Raw genomic sequence first — 20,890 nt, 5'->3', positions numbered from 1 at the left:
CTGGGGCTGCGCCCCAGACCCCGTTCGCGCCTGGACGGCGCTCGTCCTCAATCTCCCCCAAGGCCTCAAGGGCCAGGGGGGACCCCCATGACGGGCTGGGTATGCCTCCTGAGCACCCCGCCAAGTGCGACCCTGCCAGGGGCGCGAGGAACTGCGCGAGAAGCCGTCTGCGGTCCGCGGACAAGAGACGGCCGCCCCGGCCGCAGGCCGAGGAGCCGCCAGGGCCGGGGGGCGGCAGCTACACCCCCCGAACCTCCCGCCCGCGCGCCAGCGCCCGCCGCAGCTCGCCGGGATAAGCGTGCCGCACCCCGTACACCCGCTCCGCATCCCACAGCAGCCCCTGAAGCTGCCGCTGCCCCGCCGCATGGTCGCCCACCGCGAGCAGCAGGTGGCCGATCCGGTGCCGGACGGCGAAGGGGCGGGCCGGGTCGGTGGCCGCGTACAGCGCCTCGAAGCCCGGCAGCACCGCGCGGTACTCCGCGAGGGCCGCCGCCGCGTCGCCGAGCTGCTCCAGGCACTGCGCCGCGTCGTGGCGGAACTCCAGCGCCTGCGCGTCCGCGGGACCCGCCTCGGCCGCCCGCTCCTCGGCGAGCCGGCGCAGCTCCGGCAGGGCCCGCCGGTACTGGCCGTCGTCCATCAGCGTCGCCGCGTACTGCTTGCGCAGGATGCGTACCACCGGCGAGCGTTCGCCGTGCTCGGCCGCCGCGGCGGGCAGGATCGCGCCGAGGATGTCGACGGCCTGGGTGATCCGGCCCTCGCCGAGCAGCCGCTTGGCCTCGTCGACCGCCCCCGCCACGTCCGGGCGCGGCGCAACGGGCGCGGCCGCCGGGGCCGCCGCGCGGTCCGGCCAGGGCGCGTGCGGGCGCAGGAACGGCCGGGTCGGGTCGAGCGGCCCCGCGGGTCCGGGCCCGCCCGGCGCCGGAAGCAGCGGCGCGAGCGCCTCGTACACCTCCTGGGCGCAACTCGGCCTGTCCTGCGGGTCCTTGGCGAGCAGGCGCAGGACGAGCGCTTCGAGGGGCTCGGGCACCTCGGGGCGCAGCCGTCGCACGGGGACCGGCGGCTCGTGCAGGTGGCGGTGCAGGACGCCCAGCGCGGTGGAACCCGCGAACGGCACGTCGCCGCTGAGCAGTTCGTGCAGCAGCACGCCGAGCGCGTACAGGTCGGTGTAAGGGCCGACCGCCCCGCCCATCGCCTGCTCGGGCGCCATGTAGGCGGGCGACCCGATGGGCGAGCCGGTGTGCGTGAGCCGGGTCGTGTCGGAGTCAAGGACGGAGGCGACGCCCAGGTCGAGCACCGTCAGCGTGCCGTCCGGCCGCACCATGACGTTGCGCGGCTTGAGGTCGCGGTGGACGATCGGCACCGCGTGCACCGCCGAGAGCACCGCGCACAGCTGCGCGGCCACGGCCACCGTCCACGGCCAGGGGTACGGTTCGTGCTCGGCGAGGTGGTCGGCGAGGTCGGCGCCCTCGACGTACTGCATCACGAGGTACAGGTCGTCGCCGTCGCTGCCCGCGTCGTGCACGGTGACCAGCCCGGGGTGGTCGACCTGCGCGGTCACCCGGCACTCGCGCGCGAAGCGGCGCCGCAGCTCCTCGGCGTCCTCACCGGCCCCGCCGCCCGCGACCCGGTCGGGGCGCAGCAGCTTCACCGCGACCCGGCGGTCCAGGCGGCGGTCGTACGCCGTCCACACCTGGCCCATGCCGCCCTGCCCGAGGAGCGCCGCCAGCTCGTAGCGCCCGGCGACGACCCGCCCCTCGGTCACCGGCCCTCGCTCCCGGTCCCCTTGCGCAGGTACTGCGACAGCTCGTCGAGCTCGGCCCTGACCTGGTCGATCCTGGGCGCACCCGGTGTGTGCGGCTGCGGGGGCACGGGCGCCGGCGCGGCGCCCGGCAGGGGGGTGTCGGCGTACGGATTGGCGTAGGGGCCGACGTGCGGGGCCGTGGTTCGCGGTATGTGCGGTGGGCCGTACGCCACCGGCCCCGCGTACCGGCCGTGGGGGCTCGGCGCGAACGGCGGCCGGGCGGCGTGGCGGATGTCGGCGTACAGGAAGTGCGAGGTGCTGGCCACGGCGAGGGTGAGCAGCCCGATCATCCCGACGTCCATCCGCCAGTCGTACTCGTCGGGCGCGGCCATGATGAAGGCGAAGAAGAAGACGAACACGGCCAGTTGGATCCAGAACAGCACCCAGTGCGCGGCGCGCCGGGTCACGATCGCGAGCCTCAGCGGCGCGGTCCACGACAGCATGCCGATGCTGACCAGGGGCAGCAGCGCGAACAGGACGCGCAGCACGATCGCCCCCGCGCCCGAGGGGCCGGGCTGCGGCGGTCCATAGCCGGGGCCGTGCATCGCTGCTCCTGGAACTGGGACGGGCCCGGGGCGGAGGCGGACCGGGACCTGGACGGGTCGGGGACACGAGCGTATACAGCGCCACTGACAGCACTCCGGGCGATCCCCCGGCCGGTATCCAACCGTCACCCGCCGCGGCTCACGCGGGGCCGACGGTGCCGTCCGTCAGGCCGTCGTGCAGGCCCTGGACGAGCTGCTCGCCGAGCCGTCCCGCCAGGCGCAGCGCGTCCTCGAACGCGGCGAGGGTACGGAACCGCTCGCCGTAGCGGCGCTGTTCGTCGAGCGGCAGCCGGGGCAGGTGCAGGCGGCGCACGTCGAGCCGGGAGGCGGTGGTGGCGTAGCTGCTGGCCTGGCGGTTGTTGGCGGTGCCGCGCAGGAATCCGGCCAGGAACCACGGGTCGAGCGCGGCCGGTTCGGGCCGCAGGAGCTGGAGGTTGCGGCCGAGGGCGGCGCCCGCGGTGGCGTCGTCGACGACGCGGGCCACGGCCCCGCCGCCGAGCACGGGCACCACCACGTCGCCGGGCCGGGTGAGCACCGGCTGTTCGGCGGGCCCTTCGGGCAGGGTGCCCGAGGGCGCGGTGCCGGCCAGGACGTCGTGCTCGGTGAGGACGGCGGGCCCGCCGCTCCCGGTCCCGGCGCCCCCGGTGCGCAGCACCAGCGCGCCCGCGCGGGCGAGTTCGCCGACGGTGGTGAGCGACCAGCGAGCGGGCCCCGCGGCGGGGGGCGCGGCGGGCGGCGGGGTCAGCTCGACGGCCAGCCCCAGGGTGGCGCCGAGGTCGTCGCGCAGGGCGTCGAGCGCCGCGGCGCCTCCCTTCGCGGCGGGCGGCGGGAGATGGCGGGCCGGTGCCAGGTCGACGTCGTCGTCGAGGAGTTCGATGACCGGCACCGACCGGCTGACGCCGGGCTGTTCGGCGGCCGTGCCGTCGCGGTCGAAGGGGGCCCAGGCGTCGAGGACGGCGGACTGCAGGACGGGCCAGGGCAGCCGGTCGCGGCCGCCGTCCACCGTGACACCGTCGATGCCGGCGGTGTCGACGAGGAGCAGCTCGGGGGCGGGCCGGGGGGTGGCGCCCGGTTTGCGCAGCACCCACAGGTGCAGCGGGATGCCGTAGGGCGGCGCGGCCCCGGCGGGCAGCGCGAGGACCGCGCGCAGCGCGCCGCGGCGCAGCAGGTCGGCACGGATGCGGCGCCCGGAGCGGCGGGAGGCGGCGGCCGGGGGCATCAGGAGCACGGCGGTGCCGTCCTCGCGCAGCCGGGCCAACGCGTGCTGCACCCAGGCGAGTTCGGACTCGGTGCGGGCGGGCAGGCCGTACTCCCAGCGCGGGTCGTAGGCGAGTTCGTCATGGCCCCAGGCCCGCTCGTTGAACGGCGGGTGGCAGAGCACGGCGTCGGCGGCCAGCTCCCCGAAGGCGTCCGCGCGCAGCGAGTCGGCGGCCGCGGTGCGGATCGCGGCGCGGCCGGCGAGGGCGAGGCGGAGCCCGGTGAGGGCGGCGAGTTCGGGGTCGTTGTCCTGGCCGTGCGGGGCGGTGGCCCCGGGCAGCGCGCACAGCAGGGTGCCGGTGCCGCAGGCCGGGTCGAGGACGGTGGCCGCCGGTCCGGCGAGCGCGGCCATCAGGTCGGCGGGGCCCTGCGGAGTGAGCGTGTACTGGCGGGGGTTGGCGTCGAGGTGGCGCCCGAGCAGGAACTCGAAGGCCTCCCGCGCCCCGGTCTCGGCGGCGAGTTCGGCGGCCCCGCGCAGGAGCGACACGGACGGCGCGAGTTCGGCCGGGCCGGAGCGTGGCGCCCCCGCTTCCGAAGCCTCGCCGAAGCGCTCCCGCAGCACCTCGTCGAGGACGTCCGGCAGCCGTTCGGCTAGCAGGGCGTCGGGGAGCACGGCCAACTCCCGCCAGCGCGCGGGCCGGTCCCGTACGACGAGCAGGGCGCCGCCCGCGTGCACCAGGGCGGTGACGGCGCCCGCGGGGTGGGCCGAGAGCTGCTGCCAGATCCGTTCGCGCAGCGGGACCTCGGCCAACTTGCCCTGGGCGCGCAGCCATTGCTCGACCTCGTGGAGGGCGAAGGAGGGGCTGGTCTCGGTGCCGCCGACCGGTTTGGGGAAGTCGGCGTGCCGGCGCCGCCAGTTGCTGACGGCCGCGCGGCCCACGCCTGCGAGGCGGGCGATCGTGGCAGCGGTGACCTCTGCTGCGTGCTCCGGCACCTGACTTGCTCCCCTCGTCCGCGTACGGCCGAGCCTACCGAATCCCACTGAAGCACTCCATACACGGCGTGAACAATCACGATTCAGGGCATCGTGTTGACTCGGTTCACAACCCTCTGCTCTGATGTGCGCGGCCCCGCCACACCCGCCGTCCCGCACCACCGCCCCCAGGGGGAGTCACGCCATGCGCCGCCGCACCATCACCACCACCAGCGTCCTGACCGTCTGCGCCGCCACGGCCCTGACGGCCTGTTCGGTCCCCGGCTCCGCCAAGAACGCCGCCACCCCCGCGTCGCCCGCCGCCGCGAGCCCGGCCGCCGCGGCCTCGAAGGGCCCGTACGCGGACCTGACGGGCGGCCAGGTCCTCACCAACGCGCTCAAGGCGAACCGCCAGGCCACCTCACTGCACCTCAAGGCGGACGTCGTCGACGCCAAGGAGGGCGCCAGCAAGATGGACCTCTCCCTGGACACCAAGGGCGACTGCACCGGCACCATCGCGCAGAGCAAGGACACCATCGCCATCATCAAGATCGGCAAGACGGTCTACCTGCGCCCCCAGGGCGCGGGCGGCAAGTGGACGAAGACGAGCACGACGTCCGCGGACGGCAAGGACCTCGCCTCGGTCTGCGACCTGAACACCTTCGTCGGCGGCTTCCAGGGCGAGGACACCGAGGCCAAGAAGGGCGCGACCACCACGGTCGACGGCCACCCCGCCCTCGTGCTCACCGAGAAGGACGGCGCCGAGAGCTACACCATGGACGTGGCGACGTCGGGCAAGCCCTACCTCCTGAAGATGGTCACCGTCGGCGGCGACACTCCGGGCACCCTCGTCTTCTCGCACTTCGACGAGCCGGTCCACGCGGTCGCCCCGCCGAGGGCCTCCGTCACCGCCTGACGCCCCCTCACGGCTCCCCGGCGGCTCAGCCCGCCGGGAGCTTCTGGTCGGGGCACTCGGCCAGGACCGTCTTCATGGCGGTCTTCTCGGCGTCGGTCAGCCACACGCCGTACTTCTTCTTCACGGCCACCTGGCCCGCCACATACGGACAGCGGTACGCCTTGTAGGGCGGCAGCCAGGTCGCCGCGTCGCCGTCGCTCTTGCGGCGGTTGGCGCTCGCGTCGACGGCGATCAGGTTGAGCGGGTCGTTGGCGAACTCGGTCCGCTTTTGCTTGTCCCACTGCTGGGCGCCCTTCTGCCAGGCGTCCGACAGGGCCACCACATGGTCGATGTCGACCTTGCTTGCGCCGCGCGTGAACGTGATGGACTGCCCGGTGTACGGGTCGTGGGCGAGCGTCCCGGAGGCGACGTCGCACCTGTCCTTGAGCTTCACGTCCTTGAGGTCCCGCTTGAGTATGTCCTCGCGGGTCCCGCAGCCGTTGTGGTCGGTGTCCGTCCAGCCCTTGCCGAACTCGTCGCGGGTGTAACCCGTCTTGGGCGCCCGGCCCTTGACGGTCAGCGAGTCGACGGCCGCGAGCGCGGATCCCGGCGCGCCCCCGGCCCCCGGCGCCCCCTTCTTCGACCCGTCGCCCCCGCACCCGGTCAGGACGAGGGACGCCGCGAGAGCGGACGCGGGCAGGGCGATGCGAAAGATGTGCGTCAAGGCGGGCCGTCCTGGCAGCAGTTGGCGGAACCTGGCAATCCTAGGCAGTCCTACCCGCCCCGCCGCGGGCCAATGGTCCCGAAAGGGACGGCCCTACGCCCTTGATCACCACCGCGCGACCGGCGTACGGGACCGGGCGCGGCCCGCACCCACGGGCGCCGGGCGCCCATGGACCGCGTACGAAAGGCGGGCAGCGCCCCGGGTGCCGCCCGCCGTGCCGCCCGCCGCTGCCTCAGGACCCCAGGATCGTGGTGAGGAACTCGCCCGTCCACGCGAGGAGTTCACGCCCCACGACCGGCTTCCCGCCGATCTTCCCGGCGGTCGGGCGGGGCACCAGGATCTGCCGGGTGGCCGCCTTGATGACCGTGCGGGGGTAGAGCCGCTTGAGGCGCAGCTCCTGCGACTCCCGCAACTCCACCGGCGCGAAGCGGATGTTGGGGCCCTGGAGCACGATCTCGCCGACCCCGCAGGCCCGCGCCAGCATGCGCAGGCCCGCCACCAGGAGCAGGTTCTCGACCGGCTCGGGCAGCTTGCCGTAGCGGTCGGTGAGCTCCTCGCGCACCGCCTTGACGTCCTCCTCGGAGTTGGCCGACGCGATCGCCCGGTAGGCCTGGAGGCGCAGCCGTTCGCCCGGCGCGTAGTCGTGCGGGACGTGCGCGTCGACCGGCAGCTCGATCTTCACCTCCAGCGGCGCCTCCTCCTGCTCGCCGCCCTCCATCTGCGCCCGGTAGTCGGCGACCGCCTCGCCGACCATACGTACGTACAGGTCGAAGCCGACGCCCGCGATGTGCCCGGACTGCTCGCCGCCGAGCAGGTTGCCCGCGCCGCGGATCTCCAGGTCCTTCATCGCCACGTACATGCCCGCGCCCATCTCGGTGTGCTGCGCGATGGTGGCGAGCCGCTCGTGCGCGGTCTCCGTCAGCGGCTTCTCCGGCGGGTACAGGAAGTAGGAGTAGCCCCGCTCGCGGCCACGGCCGACCCGGCCGCGCAGCTGGTGCAGCTGGGAGAGGCCGAAGTTGTCGCCGCGCTCGACGATCAGCGTGTTGGCGTTGGAGATGTCGATGCCCGACTCGACGATCGTCGTCGAGACCAGCACGTCGAACTTCTTCTCCCAGAAGTCGACCACCACCTGTTCGAGCTGGCTCTCGCCCATCTGCCCGTGCGCGGTCTGGATGCGCGCCTCGGGCACGATCTCACGCAGCCGCGCCGCCGCCCGGTCGATGGACTCGACCCGGTTGTGGATGTAGAAGACCTGGCCCTCGCGCAGCAGCTCACGCCGGATCGCGGCGCCGATCTGCTTCTCCTCGTACGGCCCGACGAAGGTCAGGACGGGGTGGCGCTCCTCCGGCGGGGTGGTGATCGTCGACATCTCGCGGATGCCCGTGACCGCCATTTCGAGCGTACGGGGGATGGGCGTCGCCGACATCGTCAGGACGTCCACGTTGGCGCGGAGCTTCTTCAGCTGCTCCTTGTGCTCGACGCCGAAGCGCTGCTCCTCGTCGACGATGACCAGGCCCAGGTCCTTGAACTTGGTCTCGGACGAGAACAGCCGGTGGGTGCCGATGACGAGGTCGACCGAACCGTCCCTGAGCCCCTCAAGGGTGGCCTTGGCCTCGGCGTCGGTCTGGAAGCGGCTCAACGCCCGTACCACGACGGGGAATTGGGCGTACCGCTCGGTGAAGGTGCCGAAGTGCTGCTGGACGAGCAGGGTGGTCGGCACGAGGACGGCGACCTGCTTGCCGTCCTGTACGGCCTTGAACGCGGCCCGCACCGCGATCTCCGTCTTGCCGTAGCCGACGTCACCGCAGATCAGCCGGTCCATCGGGACCGTCTTCTCCATGTCCTCCTTGACCTCGGCGATCGTGGACAGCTGGTCGGGCGTCTCCGCGTACGGGAACGCGTCCTCCAGCTCGCGCTGCCAGGGAGTGTCGGGGCCGAAGGCGTGGCCGGGCGCGGCCATGCGGGCGCTGTACAGCCGGATGAGGTCGGCGGCGATCTCCTTGACGGCCTTCTTGGCGCGCGCCTTGGTCTTGGTCCAGTCGGCGCCGCCGAGCCGGTGCAGCGTCGGGGCCTCGCCGCCGACGTACTTGGTCACCTGCTCCAGCTGGTCGGTGGGGATGTACAGGCGGTCGCCGGGCTGGCCGCGCTTGGCGGGCGCGTACTCGACGAGGAGGTACTCGCGGGTCGCGTTCTGCACGGTGCGCTGGACCATCTCGATGTAGCGGCCCACGCCGTGCTGCTCGTGCACGATGTAGTCGCCCACCTCCAGGGTGAGCGGGTCGATGGTCTTGCGGCGCCGGGCCGGCATGCGGCCCAGGTCCTTGGTGGCGGTGCGCTGGCCGGTGAGGTCGGTCTCGGTCAGGACGGCCAGCTTGAGCGACGGGTCGACGAAGCCGAAGTCGATGGCGCCGCACGTCACTTGGACCACCGACGGGGTCAGTTCGTCGAGCTCGCCGTCGAGCCGGGCCGCGATGCCCTCGCCGCCGAGCACCTCGACGGTGCGCGAGGCCGGGCCGTGGCCGGCCGTCACGTACACCGTGCGCCAGCCGTCGGCGAGCCACTGCTTGGTGTCGGCGAGCGCCCGCTGGGTGTCGCCGCGGTACGTCTCGGGGGCGTGCATGCCCAGCTTGAGGGTGTCCTCGTCGAGGTCCGCGTCGTCGGCGGCGAACGGGGAGACCGACCACCACATCATGCCGAGCTCGCGGGCCCGGTCCCGCACGTCGGCGATGCCCCACAGCGAGGCCGCGTCCACGTCGATGGGCGCCTGGCCCCCGCCCGCGCTGGCCGCCCAGGACGCCTGGAGGAACTCCTGGCTGGTGGCGACCAGGTCCGCGGCTCTGGTCCGCACCCGCTCCGGGTCGCAGACCACGGCCATCGAGCCCTGCGGCAGCACGTCGATGAGCAGCTCCATCTCGTCGACCAGGACCGGGGCGAGGGACTCCATGCCCTCCACCGCGATCCCCTCGGCGATCTTCCCGAGCAGCTCACCGAGCTCGGGGTGCCGCTCGGCGAGGTCGGCGGCCCGGGCGCGCACCTCGTCGGTGAGCAGCAGCTCGCGGCAGGGCGGGGCCCACAGCCCGTGCTCGGCGACTTCGAGGGAGCGCTGGTCGGCGACCTTGAAGTAGCGGATCTCCTCGACGTCGTCGCCCCAGAACTCGACGCGCAGCGGGTGCTCCTCGGTCGGCGGGAACACGTCGAGGATGCCGCCGCGGACGGCGAACTCCCCGCGCTTCTCGACGAGTTCGACCCGGGCGTACGCGGCGGCGGCGAGCCCCTCGACGATCTCGCCGAGCTCCGCGGTCTGGCCGGTGCGCAGCGCGACGGGCTCCAGGTCGCCCAGGCCCTTCACCTGCGGTTGCAGTACGGAACGGATGGGCGCGACGACGACGCTCACCGGACCGGCCGAGGGGTCGTCCTTGCTGGGGTGGGTCAGCCGGCGCAGCACGGCGAGGCGACGGCCCACGGTGTCGCTGCGCGGCGAGAGGCGTTCGTGCGGCAGCGTCTCCCACGACGGGTACTCGACGACCTCCTCGGCGGGCAGCATCGAGCGCAGCGCCGCCGCGAGGTCCTCGGCCTCCCTGCCGGTGGCGGTCACCGCGAGGACCGGGCGCCCGGACTCCCGCGCGAGGCCCGCGACGGCGAAGGGGCGGGCTGCGGGCGGGCCCACCAGGTCGACGTGCATCCGGTGACCGTCGGTGGCGGCCTTCACCGCTTCGGCGAGCGCGGGGTCTCGTACAACGGCGTCCAGCAGACCGTGCAGGCTCATGAAGGGCATCCATCCCGGGGAGTGGGCAACGCGAACCGCCCGACACGTCGTACGGGCCGGGGGCTTCCAGCGTACGACGCCCCACGCCCCCCCGCCGCCCCGCGCCCGCCCTGCCCCGCGCCCCTTAGCGGCATCGCGCCGGCCCGCGCCCGCCCTGCCCCGCGCCCCTTAGCGGCATCGTGGTGGCCCGCATGCTCATCCTCAGCCCGTCCGGCGTTTGAGGACGAGCGCCCTCAAGGCGCGAACGGGGTCTGGGGCGGAGCCCCAGGGCGCCCGCGGACCGTGCGTGGTTGCTCGCGCAGTTCCCCGCGGCCCTTGGCGGCATGGTGCTGGCCCGCATGAGCAACCTCAGCCCGTCCTGCGGCAGGCGCGAACGGGGTCTGGGGCGGAGCCCCAGGGCGCCTGCGGACCATGCGGGGTTGCTCGCGCAGTTCCCCGCGCCCCTTAGCGGCATCGTGCTGGCCCGCATGAGCAACCTCAGCCCGTCCTGCTGTAGGCGCGAACCGGGGTCTGGGGCAGAGCCCCAGGGCGCCTGCGGACCGTGCCCGCTTGCTCGCGCCGTTCCCCGCGCCCCTGGCAGGGTCGGTGCCGGCCAGCAGGGGCAACCTCGCGCCCTTGGGGCGGAGCCCCGCGCGGTGGGGGCGGTGTCGGCGCGGGAGGGGGACGGGGCGTATAACCCGGGAGAACTGTCCAGCCACGGGAGCCGCATTGACCGACGAGGAGTTCGAGGACTTCTACGCTCACTCCGTAAAACCCCTGGTCGGACAGGTGTACCTGATGACCGGCGACCTCCACGAGGCCCAGGACGTAGTCCAGGAGGCGTTCGTGCGGGCCTGGGGCCGCCGGTCCCGCCTGGAGACGGGAGCGGGCCCGGAGGCCTGGGTGCGGACCGTGGCGTGGCGCCTCGCGGTGAGCCGGTGGCGGCGCGGCAGAAGGGCCGCGGAGGCCTGGCGGCGCCACAGCCGGACACAGCCCGCCCAGGCCCCCGAACCGGACCCCGGCACCGTCGCCCTGACCGACGCCCTGCGCAAACTCTCCGACCGCCAGCGCCGCGTGGCCGTCCTGCACTACGTGTGCGACCTGAGCGTGGAGCAGGTCGCACACGAGACCGGCATCTCCGCCGGCACCGTCAAGACCCATCTGTCGCGCGCCCGGGCCGCCCTCGCGCCCCGTCTCCTGGAGGAGGAACACGGTGTCTGACTTCCGCCCCGAGGAGGAGTCGCTGGCCCGCGCCCTGAAGCGGGCGGCCGAGGCAGGTGGTCGACAGATCGTGCCCGAGCCCGCCGAGCGGGTGGCCGAGCGCGGCCTGAGGCGCCGCCGCCGCACGATGGCCGCGCTCGCCGTCGGCGCGGTGTGCCTGCTCGCCGGGTCCGGCGCCGCGCTCGGCCTGCGGCTCCAGCAGGCTCCGCCGGTCACGCCCGCGTCCACCCCGAGCGGCGGCCCGCCGTCCACCGCGCCGGGCCCGGGGCTGCCGACCCGGGCGCCCCGCACACCGGTCCCGGACACCGCGGGCACCCCCTCGCGCTCGGCCCCCTCGCACTCTCCCTCTCCGCCCCCCGCCCCCGTCGACACCGCTCCTGCCGTGTCCGCCTCGCCCTCCCTCCCGTACGCCGTCCCGACCGGCACCCAGACCCGGGCGACCCGGGTGCGCTGAACTCCCGCGCCCCGCGAGAACGCCACCCCGGCGGCCGTTGGGACGGCCGCCGGGGTGGCGGGGGTGCGCGTACCGCTGCGGACCGGCCGGTGGCTAGTCCGTCGCGATCGCGTTCAGGACGTTCATCCGGCCCGCCCTGAACGCCGGTATCAGCGCGGCGAACAGGCCCACGAACGCCGAGGCGACGAACACGGTCAGGATGGTCGGCCAGGGGATCTCCAGGACGTCCATGCCCTCCAGGGCGAGGAGCCGCTGCGCGGTGGCGCCCCAGCCCATGCCGAGCCCGAGGCCGAGCAGCGCGCCGAACAGGGCGATCACCACCGACTCCAGGCGGATCATGCGGCGCAGCTGGCGGCGCGAGAGGCCGATCGCCCGCATCAGGCCGATCTCTCGGGTCCGCTCGACCACGGAGAGGGCGAGCGTGTTCACCACGCCGAGCACCGCCACGATGATCGCGAGGGCGAGCAGCCCGTACACGATGTTCAGGAGCTGGCCGATCTGGTCCTTCAGGTCCTGCTTGAAGTCGGCCTGGTTCTGCACCTTGTACTGCGGATACGCCGTCAGCGACTGCTTGAGCGACGCGTAGGCGTCCTTCGCCCTGCCGTCCTCGGCCTTGGCGAACATCAGCATGTTCTGGGGCATCCGGTCGGCCGGCAGGTAGCGCGCGACGGTCGTGATGTTGGTGTACATCGCGCCCTTGTCGACGTTGGTGTCGTCCGAGGTGATGGCCGCGACCTTGAGCTTCGCGGTGGCGCCGCCCTTGAAGGCGACGGTCATCGAGTCGCCCACCTTGACGCCGTGCGCCTTGGCGTAGGTATCGCCGAGGGACATGGCGCCCGGCCCGTACGCCGCCGCCAGGTCGCCGTCGACGGTCTTGCGCCGCAGGTCCTCGCGGTAGGTGGGGTCGGCGGCGGTGACCTGGTCGTCCTGCGCCTTGCCGTCGGGGGCGGTCAGCCGGGCGTCCACCGCCTTGTAGTTGGTGACGTGCTCGATGCCCGGGGTCCGCTTCATCGCGTCCGCGGCCTGCGGCACGATCGGCTGACCGGTGCCGGAGGACACGATGAAGTCCGCGCCGACCGACTTGTCGAGCTCGCTGGTGGCCGAGGCGACCATGGAGGAGCCGACCACCGAGAGGCAGGCCACCAGGGCGAGGCCGATCATGAGGGCCGCGCCGGTCGCCCCGGTACGCCGCGGGTTGCGCAGCGCGTTGCGCTCGGCCATCCGCCCGACCGGGCCGAACACCCGCAGCACCAGCGCGCTGATCACCCGCACCACGCCGCCCGCCAGGAGCGGCCCGATCACCACGAAGCCGATCAGGGTGAGGACGACGCCGAGCCCGAGCAGGCCCGAACCGGCGGCCGCCTTCGAGGAGTTGGCTCCGGCGAACAGGGCGGCGGTCCCCGCGCCGGTCAGGACCAGACCGATGACGGCCCTGACGACACCGGCCTTGCCGTCGGCCGGGGTGCCCGCGTCGCGCAGCGCCGCCATGGGCGAGATCTTCCCCGCCCGGCGGGCCGGCACGTAGGCCGCGACGACGGTGACGACCACGCCGAGGACCAGACCGATCACGGGCGTCGTCCACTTCACGGTGAGGTCGCCGGTTGACAGCTCCATCCCGATGGAGCTCATCAGCTTCATCAGGCCGACCGCGAGACCGACGCCCGCGCCCACCCCGAGCACCGAGCCGACCACGCCGAGCAGCAGGGCCTCCAGGAGCACCGAGCGGTTGACCTGCTTGCGGCTGGAGCCGATGGCGCGCATCAGGCCGATCTCGCGGGTGCGCTGGGCGACCAGCATCGAGAACGTGTTGATGATCAGGAAGATGCCGACGAGGAAGGCGATCCCGGCGAAGCCGAGCATCGCGTACTTCATCACGTCGAGGAACGAGCCGACGCTGGAGCGGTCCGCGTCCGCGGCCTCCTTCGCGGTCTGCAGCTTGTACGGGCCCGAGCCGAGCGAGGCCGCCACGTCCTGCTTGAGCCGCGTGTCGCTCACGCCGTCCGCGGCGGTGACGTTGATCTGGGTGAACTGGCCGGTGGCGCCGAGGAGTTCACGCTGGGCGGTGGCCGTGTCGAAGTAGACGATCGCCGCGCCCGGGTTGGTCACCTTGAAGGTGGCGATGCCGGTGATCTTCGCGGTGAAGTCGCCGGTGACCGAGATGGTGCGCAGTTCGTCGCCGAGCTTGAGGTGGTGCTTGTCGGCGGTGTCGGCGTCGACCATCATCTCGGTCGGGCCGCGCGGGGCGTGCCCGGAGGTGATCTCCATCGCCTTGTGGTCGTTGTCGGACCAGTTGGAGGCGATGGTCGGGGCGCCGGTGGAGGAGCCCATGTTCTCGTTCTTGGCGTTGACGACGGTGACCTGGGAACTGCCGACGCCGCCCTCGGCCCTGCGCACGCCGGGCACCTTCTCGACCTTCTGGACGAGCGAGGCGGGCAGCGCGTCGGGCTTGCCGGTCCGGGAGCGGGCGCCCCCGTCGCCGGCGGCCGACTTCGGGCTGACGGTGACGTCGGAGGCGGTCGCCGCGAACAGCTTGTCGAAGGTCGTGTTCATCGTGTCGGTGAACACGAGCGTGCCGCACACGAACGCCACGGACAGCAGGACCGCGACGGCGGAGAGCGCCATGCGCCCCTTGTGCGCGAGGAAGTTGCGCAGCGAGGTCTTGAGGACGGTCATGACGTCCGCCCCCGCGCGTCGAAGTCCTTCATGCGGTCCAGGACGGCGTCCGCGGTCGGGCGGAACATCTCGTCCACGATGCGGCCGTCGGCGAGGTAGAGCACCCGGTCCGCGTAGGAGGCGGCCACCGGGTCGTGGGTGACCATCACGATGGTCTGGCCCAGTTCGTCGACGGACTGGCGCAGGAAGCCGAGCACCTCCGCGCCCGCCCGGGAGTCCAGGTTTCCGGTCGGCTCGTCACCGAAGATGATCTCCGGCCGGGCCGCCAACGCCCGCGCCACGGCGACGCGTTGCTGCTGCCCGCCGGAGAGCTGCGTCGGCCGGTGCCGCAGCCGCCCGGCCAGGCCCACCGTCTCCACCACCCGGTCCAGCCACTGGGCGTCCGGCTTGCGCCCGGCGATGTCCATCGGCAGCGTGATGTTCTCCAGCGCGTTCAGCGTCGGCAGCAGGTTGAACGCCTGGAAGATGAAGCCGATCCGGTCCCGGCGCAGCTGGGTCAGCCTCTTGTCCTTGAGCCCGGTGATCTCGGTCTCGTCCAGATAGATCTGGCCGCTGGTCACCGTGTCGAGCCCCGCCAGGCAGTGCATCAGCGTGGACTTGCCGGACCCCGACGGGCCCATGATCGCGGTGAATTGGCCGCGGGCTATGTCGACGTCCACGTGGTCGAGGGCCACCACCCGGGTCTCACCCGCCCCGTACGCCTTCACGACCTGCCGCGCACGCGCCGCGACCGCCGTCCGTCCTCCGGTGTCCCCGTGCCGGGGAATGGTCACAGCCGTTGTCACGGTGTTCTCCTAGGTCAGTTCCAGCCAGTCGCTGGGGTACGTCCTGAGTGTCCGGGAACGCCGGGGTCCCGCGCCCTGGTGCCAGGCACCGTCTTGAGGTGGGGCTTTCCCCACCCCGGGCCGCGCCCCCCGACGTAAGACCACGGTAAGGACCGGCGGTCCCCCGCCACCTCCTCCGCCGGGACGAACCCGCCCTGCCCCCAAGGAGGGAGCGCCCCCTAGGGGTCTCCACCCCCAGGACCAGTACCTGTCAGGGGCGCCTCCACCCCTGCCGCGACTCCAGGCCCGGGTGAGAAGGTGAGTCCCCCATATGCATGCACAGTGAAGGGATTTCGGTGAGCGTCTCCGACGGAACACCCGGCACCGAAGCGGCGATACCCGGCGCCCCTCCGGCCGCCCCCGCACGCGGACGCGGCCCGGTCGTCGCGGCCCTCATGATGGGCATGGCCCTGGCCGCGCTCGACGGCACCATCGTGTCGACCGCCGTCCCCCAGATCGTCGGCGACCTCGGCGGATTCGCCGTCTTCTCCTGGCTGTTCTCCGGCTATCTGCTCGCCGTGACCGTCACCCTGCCCGTCTACGGCAAGCTCTCCGACACCTTCGGCCGCAAACCCGTCCTCGTCGCGGGCGTCATCGTCTTCCTGACCGGCTCCGTGCTCTGCGCCTTCGCCTGGAACATGGCCGCGCTCATCGCCTTCCGCATCGTGCAGGGCCTCGGCGGCGGCGCCCTCCAGGGCACCGTCCAGACGATCGCCGCCGACCTGTACCCGCTCAAGGAACGCCCCAGGATCCAGGCCAAGTTGTCCACCGTGTGGGCGGTCTCCGCGGTGGCGGGGCCCGCCCTTGGCGGCCTCCTCGCCACGTACGCCGACTGGCGCTGGATCTTCCTCATCAACGTGCCCGTCGGCGCGGTCGCCCTCCACCTCGTCGTCCGGCACTTCACCGAACCCGCCCGGCCCGGGCCCGCCGTCCGGCCCCGCGTCGACTGGGCCGGCGCGCTGTGCGTCTTCGCCACCGGCGCCCTGCTGCTCACCGCGCTCGTCCAGGGCGGCGTCGCCTGGCCCTGGCTTTCGGCGCCCTCCCTCGCCCTGCTCGCGGGCAGCGCCGCGCTCGCCGCCCTCACCGTGTACGTGGAGCGCCGGGCCGCCGAACCCGTCATACCCGGCTGGGTGTGGCGCAGGCGCACCATCGCCGCCGTCAACCTGGCGCTCGGCGGACTCGGCCTGCTCATGGTCGCGCCGACCGTGTTCCTGCCCACCTACGCCCAGTCGGTCCTCGGCCTCAACCCCACCGCCGCAGGATTCGTCCTGTCCGTGATGACGCTGAGCTGGCCCCTGTCGGCCGCCCTCTCCAGCCGCGTCTACACCCGCATCGGCTTCCGCAACACCGCCATCACCGGCATCTCGCTCGCCGCGCTCATCCTGCTCGCCTTTCCGCTGCTGCCCTTCCCCGGCCGGGCCTGGCAGCCCGCGCTGCTCATGCTCCTGCTCGGCGGCGCGCTCGGCCTGTTCCAGCTCCCCCTGATCGTCGGCGTCCAGTCGACGGTGGGCTGGTCGGAACGCGGCACCACCACCGCGTCCGTACTGTTCTGCCGCCAGGTCGGCCAGTCCGTGGGGGCCGCCCTGTTCGGCGCGGTCGCCAACACCACCCTCGCCGCCCGCCTGGGCCACGCCCCGATGCCCGGCCTGCCCGGCGACCTCGACTCCGTGTCGCACGCCCTGCGACACCCGGCGGACCTGACCGGTGACGCCGCCGACTATCTGCGCCGCGCGGTCGCGAGCGCCGTCGACCACGTCTACCTCGGCGCCGCCGCCGCGGCCGCCCTGTCCCTGCTGGTCCTGCTTTTCCTGGCCCCGCGCCGCTTCCCCGTCCTGACGGAACAGAGCGAGGAGTGACCTGCGGGGTCACTCCGGCCAAGGGGGCGGGACCCCGCGCGGGCAGAGCGGCGGCGCGCCGCGTCAACCCGCTTGCGCGGCAAGGCTATTGAGGCTCCTCGGTGGCCGTGCGGCCGGTCAGGGTGGCCAGGCTGTTGCGTACGTGCGTCATGTGCGCCTGCACCTCCTCGCGGGCGCGGGCGTGCTCGCGCAGCACCCGTTCCGTCTCGCCCGCGATCCGCTCCTCGCTCGCCCGCGCCGCGGCCACCAGCTCCGCCGCCCGCGCCTCGGCGTCCTCCTGGCCGCGCCGCGCGTTCTCCTCGGCCTCGGCGAACGCCCGCTTCGCCTCGTCGAGAACCGCCTGCGCGGCCACCGTGAGTTCGGCGTGACGGGCGTCCAACTCGGCCTCGCGAGCGGCCTGTTCCCGCTCGGCCGCACCGAGCGTCTGCGCCCGCTGCTCGTCCTGCCCGGCCAGATAGGTCTCGCAGCGCCGGCGCATCTCGTCGAGGGCTCCGGCCGCGTCCTCGCGCTGCTCCTTGGCGCCGATGCGGGCCGCGACGCGCATCTCGTCGGCCTCGGTGCGGGCCGCGAGCAGCGTCTGCTGCACCCGCGCCTCCGCCGCCGCCAGCACCGCCTCGCTCTTCGCCCGGGCCGCCTCCCTGACCGCCCGGCCCGCCTCCTCGGCCGCCCGCACCTGCCCGGCCGCGGCCTCCTCGGCCGAGGCCCGCACCTCGTCGGCCTCCTCGACGGCCAGCGCGAACAGCACCCCGGCCCGCCCGCCGAGCACTTCGTACGTCTGCGGCCCCAGCGCCGCCACCTGCTCACGCAGGGCCGCCGCCTGGGCGCCCATCTCCTTGGCGAGGACGGTGAGCCGGGCCGCGCGCTCCCAGGCCGCGTCCCGCTCCTGCGAGAGCCGCGCCAGCGCGCGGTCGACCTGGTCGGGGCGGTAGCCGCGGCCCCGGACGGGCCCGAACGGCTGCGCCGACGGCGGCGGCGGTGACATCGATGCTGCGCTCATCCTGAGGCCTCTCTCCCGCACCCACTGGCGACCCGGTCGCGCTGTTCCCGCTGCCCGGCGCTCACCCTGACCGAAACGGTCCTGCCCGCTCGCCTGCCGACCGGACGATCCTGACCGATCGCATCCTGGCCGATCGAAGCGAAATGGTCATAACGCGACACTCCGCCCACATGACACGCTCAAGGATGCTCCAAGGGGCGTAAGAAGACGCAATCACGGCCGCCTCACGCCGAAGGCGCCCACCGCGACCCGCACGGTGAGCGCCTCCGCTCCGCACCACACCAGGCTCAGAGCAGCCCGTCCCACATCTGTTCCAGGAGCACCGACCACCAGCTCTCCGGCGACGCGAGCGCCGCCGGGTCAAGCGCCGCGAGCTGCGCCTGGAAGTCGACCGTCCAGCGGCCCGCCTGCTCCGGATTGAGCCCGAACCGCAGCCGCCACATCCGGCCGAGCAGCGCGAGCGACCGTACGAACTCGGGCAGCCCCGAGTTCACGAACTGCGGCGGTATCGACTGGCCGTGCCCTCCCGTGGAGGAGCCCGCCTCCACCGGCACCGCCACGATGTTCGCGGTCCCGTACTGGACACAGATCGCCCGCCCGAAGTCCGAACCCATCACCAGGTACGAGCCCGCGTCGGCGGCCGGCTGCACACCACGCTGCTGGGCCAGCTCAGCCAGCGTCGGGACCGGCTGCCCGGGCACGGCCTGCGCCCAGAAGAACGGCCCGAAGTCCACCGGAAGCCCCGCCCACACCAGCGTGACCGCGACGGCCTCCGGCACACCCTGCCGCGACACCGCCCGCTGGTCGAAGCGGAAGACGCCCTGCGGACCGAACGCGCCCGCCAGCTCGTGCGCCACGCCCTCCGGCGGCAGCGGCGGCGCCGGCTGCACCGCCGGAATCGGTGCGCGCACCGGCTGCGGCCGCGCCGGGCCGTCCGCGACCTGCGCCAACTCACCCTGGTGGGTGAGCAGATGCTGGACGCCCTGACGGCGCGACCCGTGATCCTTGCCGTACGGGGCCACATGCGTGATCCGCACCTGCGGCCACTGCTCACGGATCATCCGCGCACAGTAGCCACCCGGCAGCTCGCAGGACTCCAGCTCCGTGTGCAGCTCCAGGACATGGTCCGCGGGCACGTTCATCGCCCGCAGCTCATGGAAGATCTGCCACTCCGGGTGCGGGATGCCCGGCGCGGAACGGCGGATGAGCTGCTGCTCGGAACCGTCGGGCGCGCGGTAGCGCAGCACCGCCTGGTACCCGGGCCCCACCGTCGGCAGCCCCGCCGGGGGCTGCTGCGGATAGCCGTACGCGGGCGGCGGCGTCTGCGGCGCGGGCCCACCCGGCGGCATGCCGGGCGGACCGGGCGGCTGCGGCACCCCGCCACCGGGCCCCATCTGCGCGGGCCCCGCCAGCATCGTGGCCGCCTGATGCACCCCACCCCCGGGCGCACCCGGAGCCCCGGGAGCGGCGGGCGGCATCGGAGCACCGGGCGCACCCGGGGCGCCGGGCGGACCAGGCGGCATCGGAGCACCCGGGGCACCCGGCCGACCGGGAGGCATCGGGGCACCCGGAGCACCGGGCGGGCCGGGAGGCATCGGGGCGCCGGGCCCGCCGGGGCCCAGCTGGCTCGGGTCCGCGAACATCGTCGCGGCGTGGTGCACCCCGCCGGGCGGCGTACCGGGAGCGCCGGGCGGACCCGGAGGCATCGGAGCACCGGGGGCGCCGGGCGGACCGGGAGGCATCGGCGCGCCAGGGGCACCCGGAGCGCCCGGCGGGCCGGGAGGCATTGGGGCGCCGGGCCCGCCGGGGCCCAGCTGGCTCGGGTCCGCGAACATCGTGGCCGCCTGGTGCACCCCGCCCTGCGCGGGCGGAGGCGTCGGCGTGCCGGGCGGCTGCGGCCCCTCGGGACCGAGCTGCGAGACCAGCTGCGTCGGCAGGTAGCCGCCCGCCGGAGCACCCGGCGGCGGAGTCGAACCCGGCACCGGCGGCGCCACCGGCCCGCCCGGACGCGCACCCGGAGTACCCGGCGCGCCCGGCGGCGGAGGAGTCGCCGGAACGCCGCCCCGCGCGGCCCGCGCACCCGGCGGCGGACCGGCGGCCTTGCTGGTGGCCGCATCCGCGATGTCGTCGGACCCCGAGGACCCAGAGGACCCCGAGGACCCCGAGGACACGGCGGGACCGGCGGGCGAGGCGGCCGGAGCCACCGGCGGCGGGGTGGCACCTTGCGGCGGCGCACCCGGCACCGGCCCGCCCTGCGGGTCGAGCGCCGGCGCGAGCGCGGTCGGCGGAAGCTGGCTGCCCCCCGCCATCAACGCGGTCTTCGCCTCGGGCAGCACCCTCGGCGGCGGGGTGTCCCCACCGTCCGAACCGGACAGCGCGGGCGCGTACACCGTCGCGGGCAGCGGCACCGAACCGTCGTCCGAACCCGCGTTGGTGTCCGTACCCGCCCACGGCGTGGCCCCGGCGGGAGTCCCCGAAGCACCGGCAGGCTCGGGCCAGGCGGGCGCGGAGGGCTCGGGCGCGGCCGGAGCAGGCACACCCGCACCCTGAGAAGCACCAGAACCCTGCGCCGCACCGGCACCCGAAGCGGCACTCTCGCCCCGCCGGTCCGGAATCCCCAGCTTGTCCGCCGCCTCCTGGAGCCACTCCGGCGGGCTCAGCAGGAACGACGTCTGGTTCAGATCGATCCGCGCCGCGGGCTGCGGCGCGGGCGGCGCGTCCTCGGGCACCCCGTACTCCTCCTCGTACCGGCGGATCACCTCACCCACCGGCAACCCCGGCCACAACGACGCCTCGCCGCTGTCCCGGGCGATCACCAGACGCTGCGCTCCGCCACCGCCCGAAGGCCCGTTCTCACGGTCCTCCGCCCACACCACGAAACCCAGCTCGAACTCCCGCACCCGCACCTCCCGGTGCTGATACGCGGGCACGTCGCCGTTGATCCACTCCTCCGCGCGCTCCTGCGCCTGAGCGAAAGTCACCATC

At 74.1% G+C, this 20,890-nt stretch carries 13 protein-coding genes; 4 read left to right on the top strand and 9 right to left on the bottom strand.

The genetic code is table 11. The annotated features are described in order from the left end of the window. Window positions 1-238: 238 nt before the first annotated feature. The 3 genes from DT019_RS25785 to DT019_RS25775 all read right to left on the bottom strand — a co-directional run bounded on the left by DT019_RS25785 (window position 239) and on the right by DT019_RS25775 (window position 4,537). On the bottom strand, window positions 239-1,762 hold the full coding sequence (locus DT019_RS25785) for a serine/threonine-protein kinase (RefSeq protein WP_223279749.1): 1,524 nt from the start codon (window positions 1,760-1,762) through the stop codon (window positions 239-241). Then, window positions 1,759-2,346: a hypothetical protein gene (locus tag DT019_RS25780; RefSeq protein WP_114039297.1), complete on the bottom strand. Its 588-nt coding sequence runs from the start codon at window positions 2,344-2,346 to the stop codon at window positions 1,759-1,761. Before DT019_RS25780 ends, DT019_RS25785 begins: the two co-directional genes overlap by 4 nt. Window positions 2,347-2,485: 139 nt before the next feature. Beyond that, a complete protein-coding gene (locus tag DT019_RS25775) occupies window positions 2,486-4,537 on the bottom strand; it encodes an N-6 DNA methylase (RefSeq protein ID WP_114039296.1) in 2,052 nt (683 codons plus the stop codon). A gap of 184 nt (window positions 4,538-4,721) precedes the next feature. Between DT019_RS25775 and DT019_RS25770 the strand changes: the two genes are divergently transcribed. Next, a complete protein-coding gene (locus tag DT019_RS25770) occupies window positions 4,722-5,432 on the top strand; it encodes a hypothetical protein (RefSeq protein WP_114039295.1) in 711 nt (236 codons plus the stop codon). A 25-nt stretch (window positions 5,433-5,457) separates the two neighbouring features. On the opposite strand, the gene DT019_RS25765 is transcribed toward DT019_RS25770, so the two are convergent. Together DT019_RS25765 and mfd are read right to left on the bottom strand one after the other, a co-directional pair. Then, on the bottom strand, window positions 5,458-6,126 hold the full coding sequence (locus tag DT019_RS25765; protein WP_114039358.1) for an HNH endonuclease family protein: 669 nt from the start codon (window positions 6,124-6,126) through the stop codon (window positions 5,458-5,460). A gap of 241 nt (window positions 6,127-6,367) precedes the next feature. Next, window positions 6,368-9,901 (bottom strand): transcription-repair coupling factor, encoded by a 3,534-nt coding sequence (gene mfd / locus DT019_RS25760; protein ID WP_114039294.1) that lies wholly within the window; start codon window positions 9,899-9,901, stop codon window positions 6,368-6,370. A 708-nt stretch (window positions 9,902-10,609) separates the two neighbouring features. On the opposite strand from mfd, the gene DT019_RS25755 reads away from it, so the two are divergent. Next, on the top strand, window positions 10,610-11,101 hold the full coding sequence (locus DT019_RS25755) for a SigE family RNA polymerase sigma factor (RefSeq protein WP_114039293.1): 492 nt from the start codon (window positions 10,610-10,612) through the stop codon (window positions 11,099-11,101). Next, window positions 11,094-11,555 (top strand): hypothetical protein, encoded by a 462-nt coding sequence (locus DT019_RS25750; RefSeq protein WP_114039292.1) that lies wholly within the window; start codon window positions 11,094-11,096, stop codon window positions 11,553-11,555. Before DT019_RS25755 ends, DT019_RS25750 begins: the two co-directional genes overlap by 8 nt. Before the next feature lie 93 nt (window positions 11,556-11,648). On the opposite strand, the gene DT019_RS25745 is transcribed toward DT019_RS25750, so the two are convergent. Beyond that, window positions 11,649-14,228, bottom strand: coding sequence for an ABC transporter permease (locus DT019_RS25745; RefSeq protein ID WP_114039291.1), 2,580 nt, complete (start codon window positions 14,226-14,228; stop codon window positions 11,649-11,651). Continuing rightward, entirely contained in the window at window positions 14,225-15,013 is a 789-nt protein-coding gene (locus tag DT019_RS25740) for an ABC transporter ATP-binding protein (protein WP_114039290.1), read from the bottom strand. Before DT019_RS25740 ends, DT019_RS25745 begins: the two co-directional genes overlap by 4 nt. Before the next feature lie 314 nt (window positions 15,014-15,327). Here DT019_RS25740 and DT019_RS25735 point away from each other — a divergent pair, with 314 nt between their 5' ends. Beyond that, a complete protein-coding gene (locus DT019_RS25735; RefSeq protein ID WP_189389922.1) occupies window positions 15,328-16,908 on the top strand; it encodes an MFS transporter in 1,581 nt (526 codons plus the stop codon). 85 nt (window positions 16,909-16,993) lie between these two features. On the opposite strand, the gene DT019_RS25730 is transcribed toward DT019_RS25735, so the two are convergent. Both DT019_RS25730 and DT019_RS25725 read right to left on the bottom strand, forming a co-directional pair. Beyond that, on the bottom strand, window positions 16,994-17,905 hold the full coding sequence (locus DT019_RS25730; RefSeq protein ID WP_223279748.1) for a cellulose-binding protein: 912 nt from the start codon (window positions 17,903-17,905) through the stop codon (window positions 16,994-16,996). 287 nt (window positions 17,906-18,192) lie between these two features. Continuing rightward, window positions 18,193-20,889: an SUKH-4 family immunity protein gene (locus tag DT019_RS25725; RefSeq protein WP_114039287.1), complete on the bottom strand. Its 2,697-nt coding sequence runs from the start codon at window positions 20,887-20,889 to the stop codon at window positions 18,193-18,195. Between the last annotated feature and the right edge of the window lies 1 nt (window position 20,890).

The sequence above is a fragment of the Streptomyces sp. SDr-06 genome (assembly GCF_003324565.1).
In the GTDB taxonomy this organism is placed as follows: domain Bacteria; phylum Actinomycetota; class Actinomycetes; order Streptomycetales; family Streptomycetaceae; genus Streptomyces.
Note: the sequence above shows the minus strand (reverse complement) of the source record. Positions and strands in the feature narration are given on the sequence as shown.

Coding starts and splice junctions, on each gene's coding strand:
- DT019_RS25745 (WP_114039291.1), bottom strand. CDS start 14,228: ATGACCGTCCTCAAGACCTCGCTGCGCAACTTCCTCGCGCACAAGGGG.
- DT019_RS25770 (WP_114039295.1), top strand. CDS start 4,722: ATGCGCCGCCGCACCATCACCACCACCAGCGTCCTGACCGTCTGCGCC.
- DT019_RS25780 (WP_114039297.1), bottom strand. CDS start 2,346: ATGCACGGCCCCGGCTATGGACCGCCGCAGCCCGGCCCCTCGGGCGCG.
- DT019_RS25730 (WP_223279748.1), bottom strand. CDS start 17,905: ATGAGCGCAGCATCGATGTCACCGCCGCCGCCGTCGGCGCAGCCGTTC.
- DT019_RS25735 (WP_189389922.1), top strand. CDS start 15,328: ATGCACAGTGAAGGGATTTCGGTGAGCGTCTCCGACGGAACACCCGGC.
- DT019_RS25725 (WP_114039287.1), bottom strand. CDS start 20,889: ATGGTGACTTTCGCTCAGGCGCAGGAGCGCGCGGAGGAGTGGATCAAC.
- mfd (WP_114039294.1), bottom strand. CDS start 9,901: ATGAGCCTGCACGGTCTGCTGGACGCCGTTGTACGAGACCCCGCGCTC.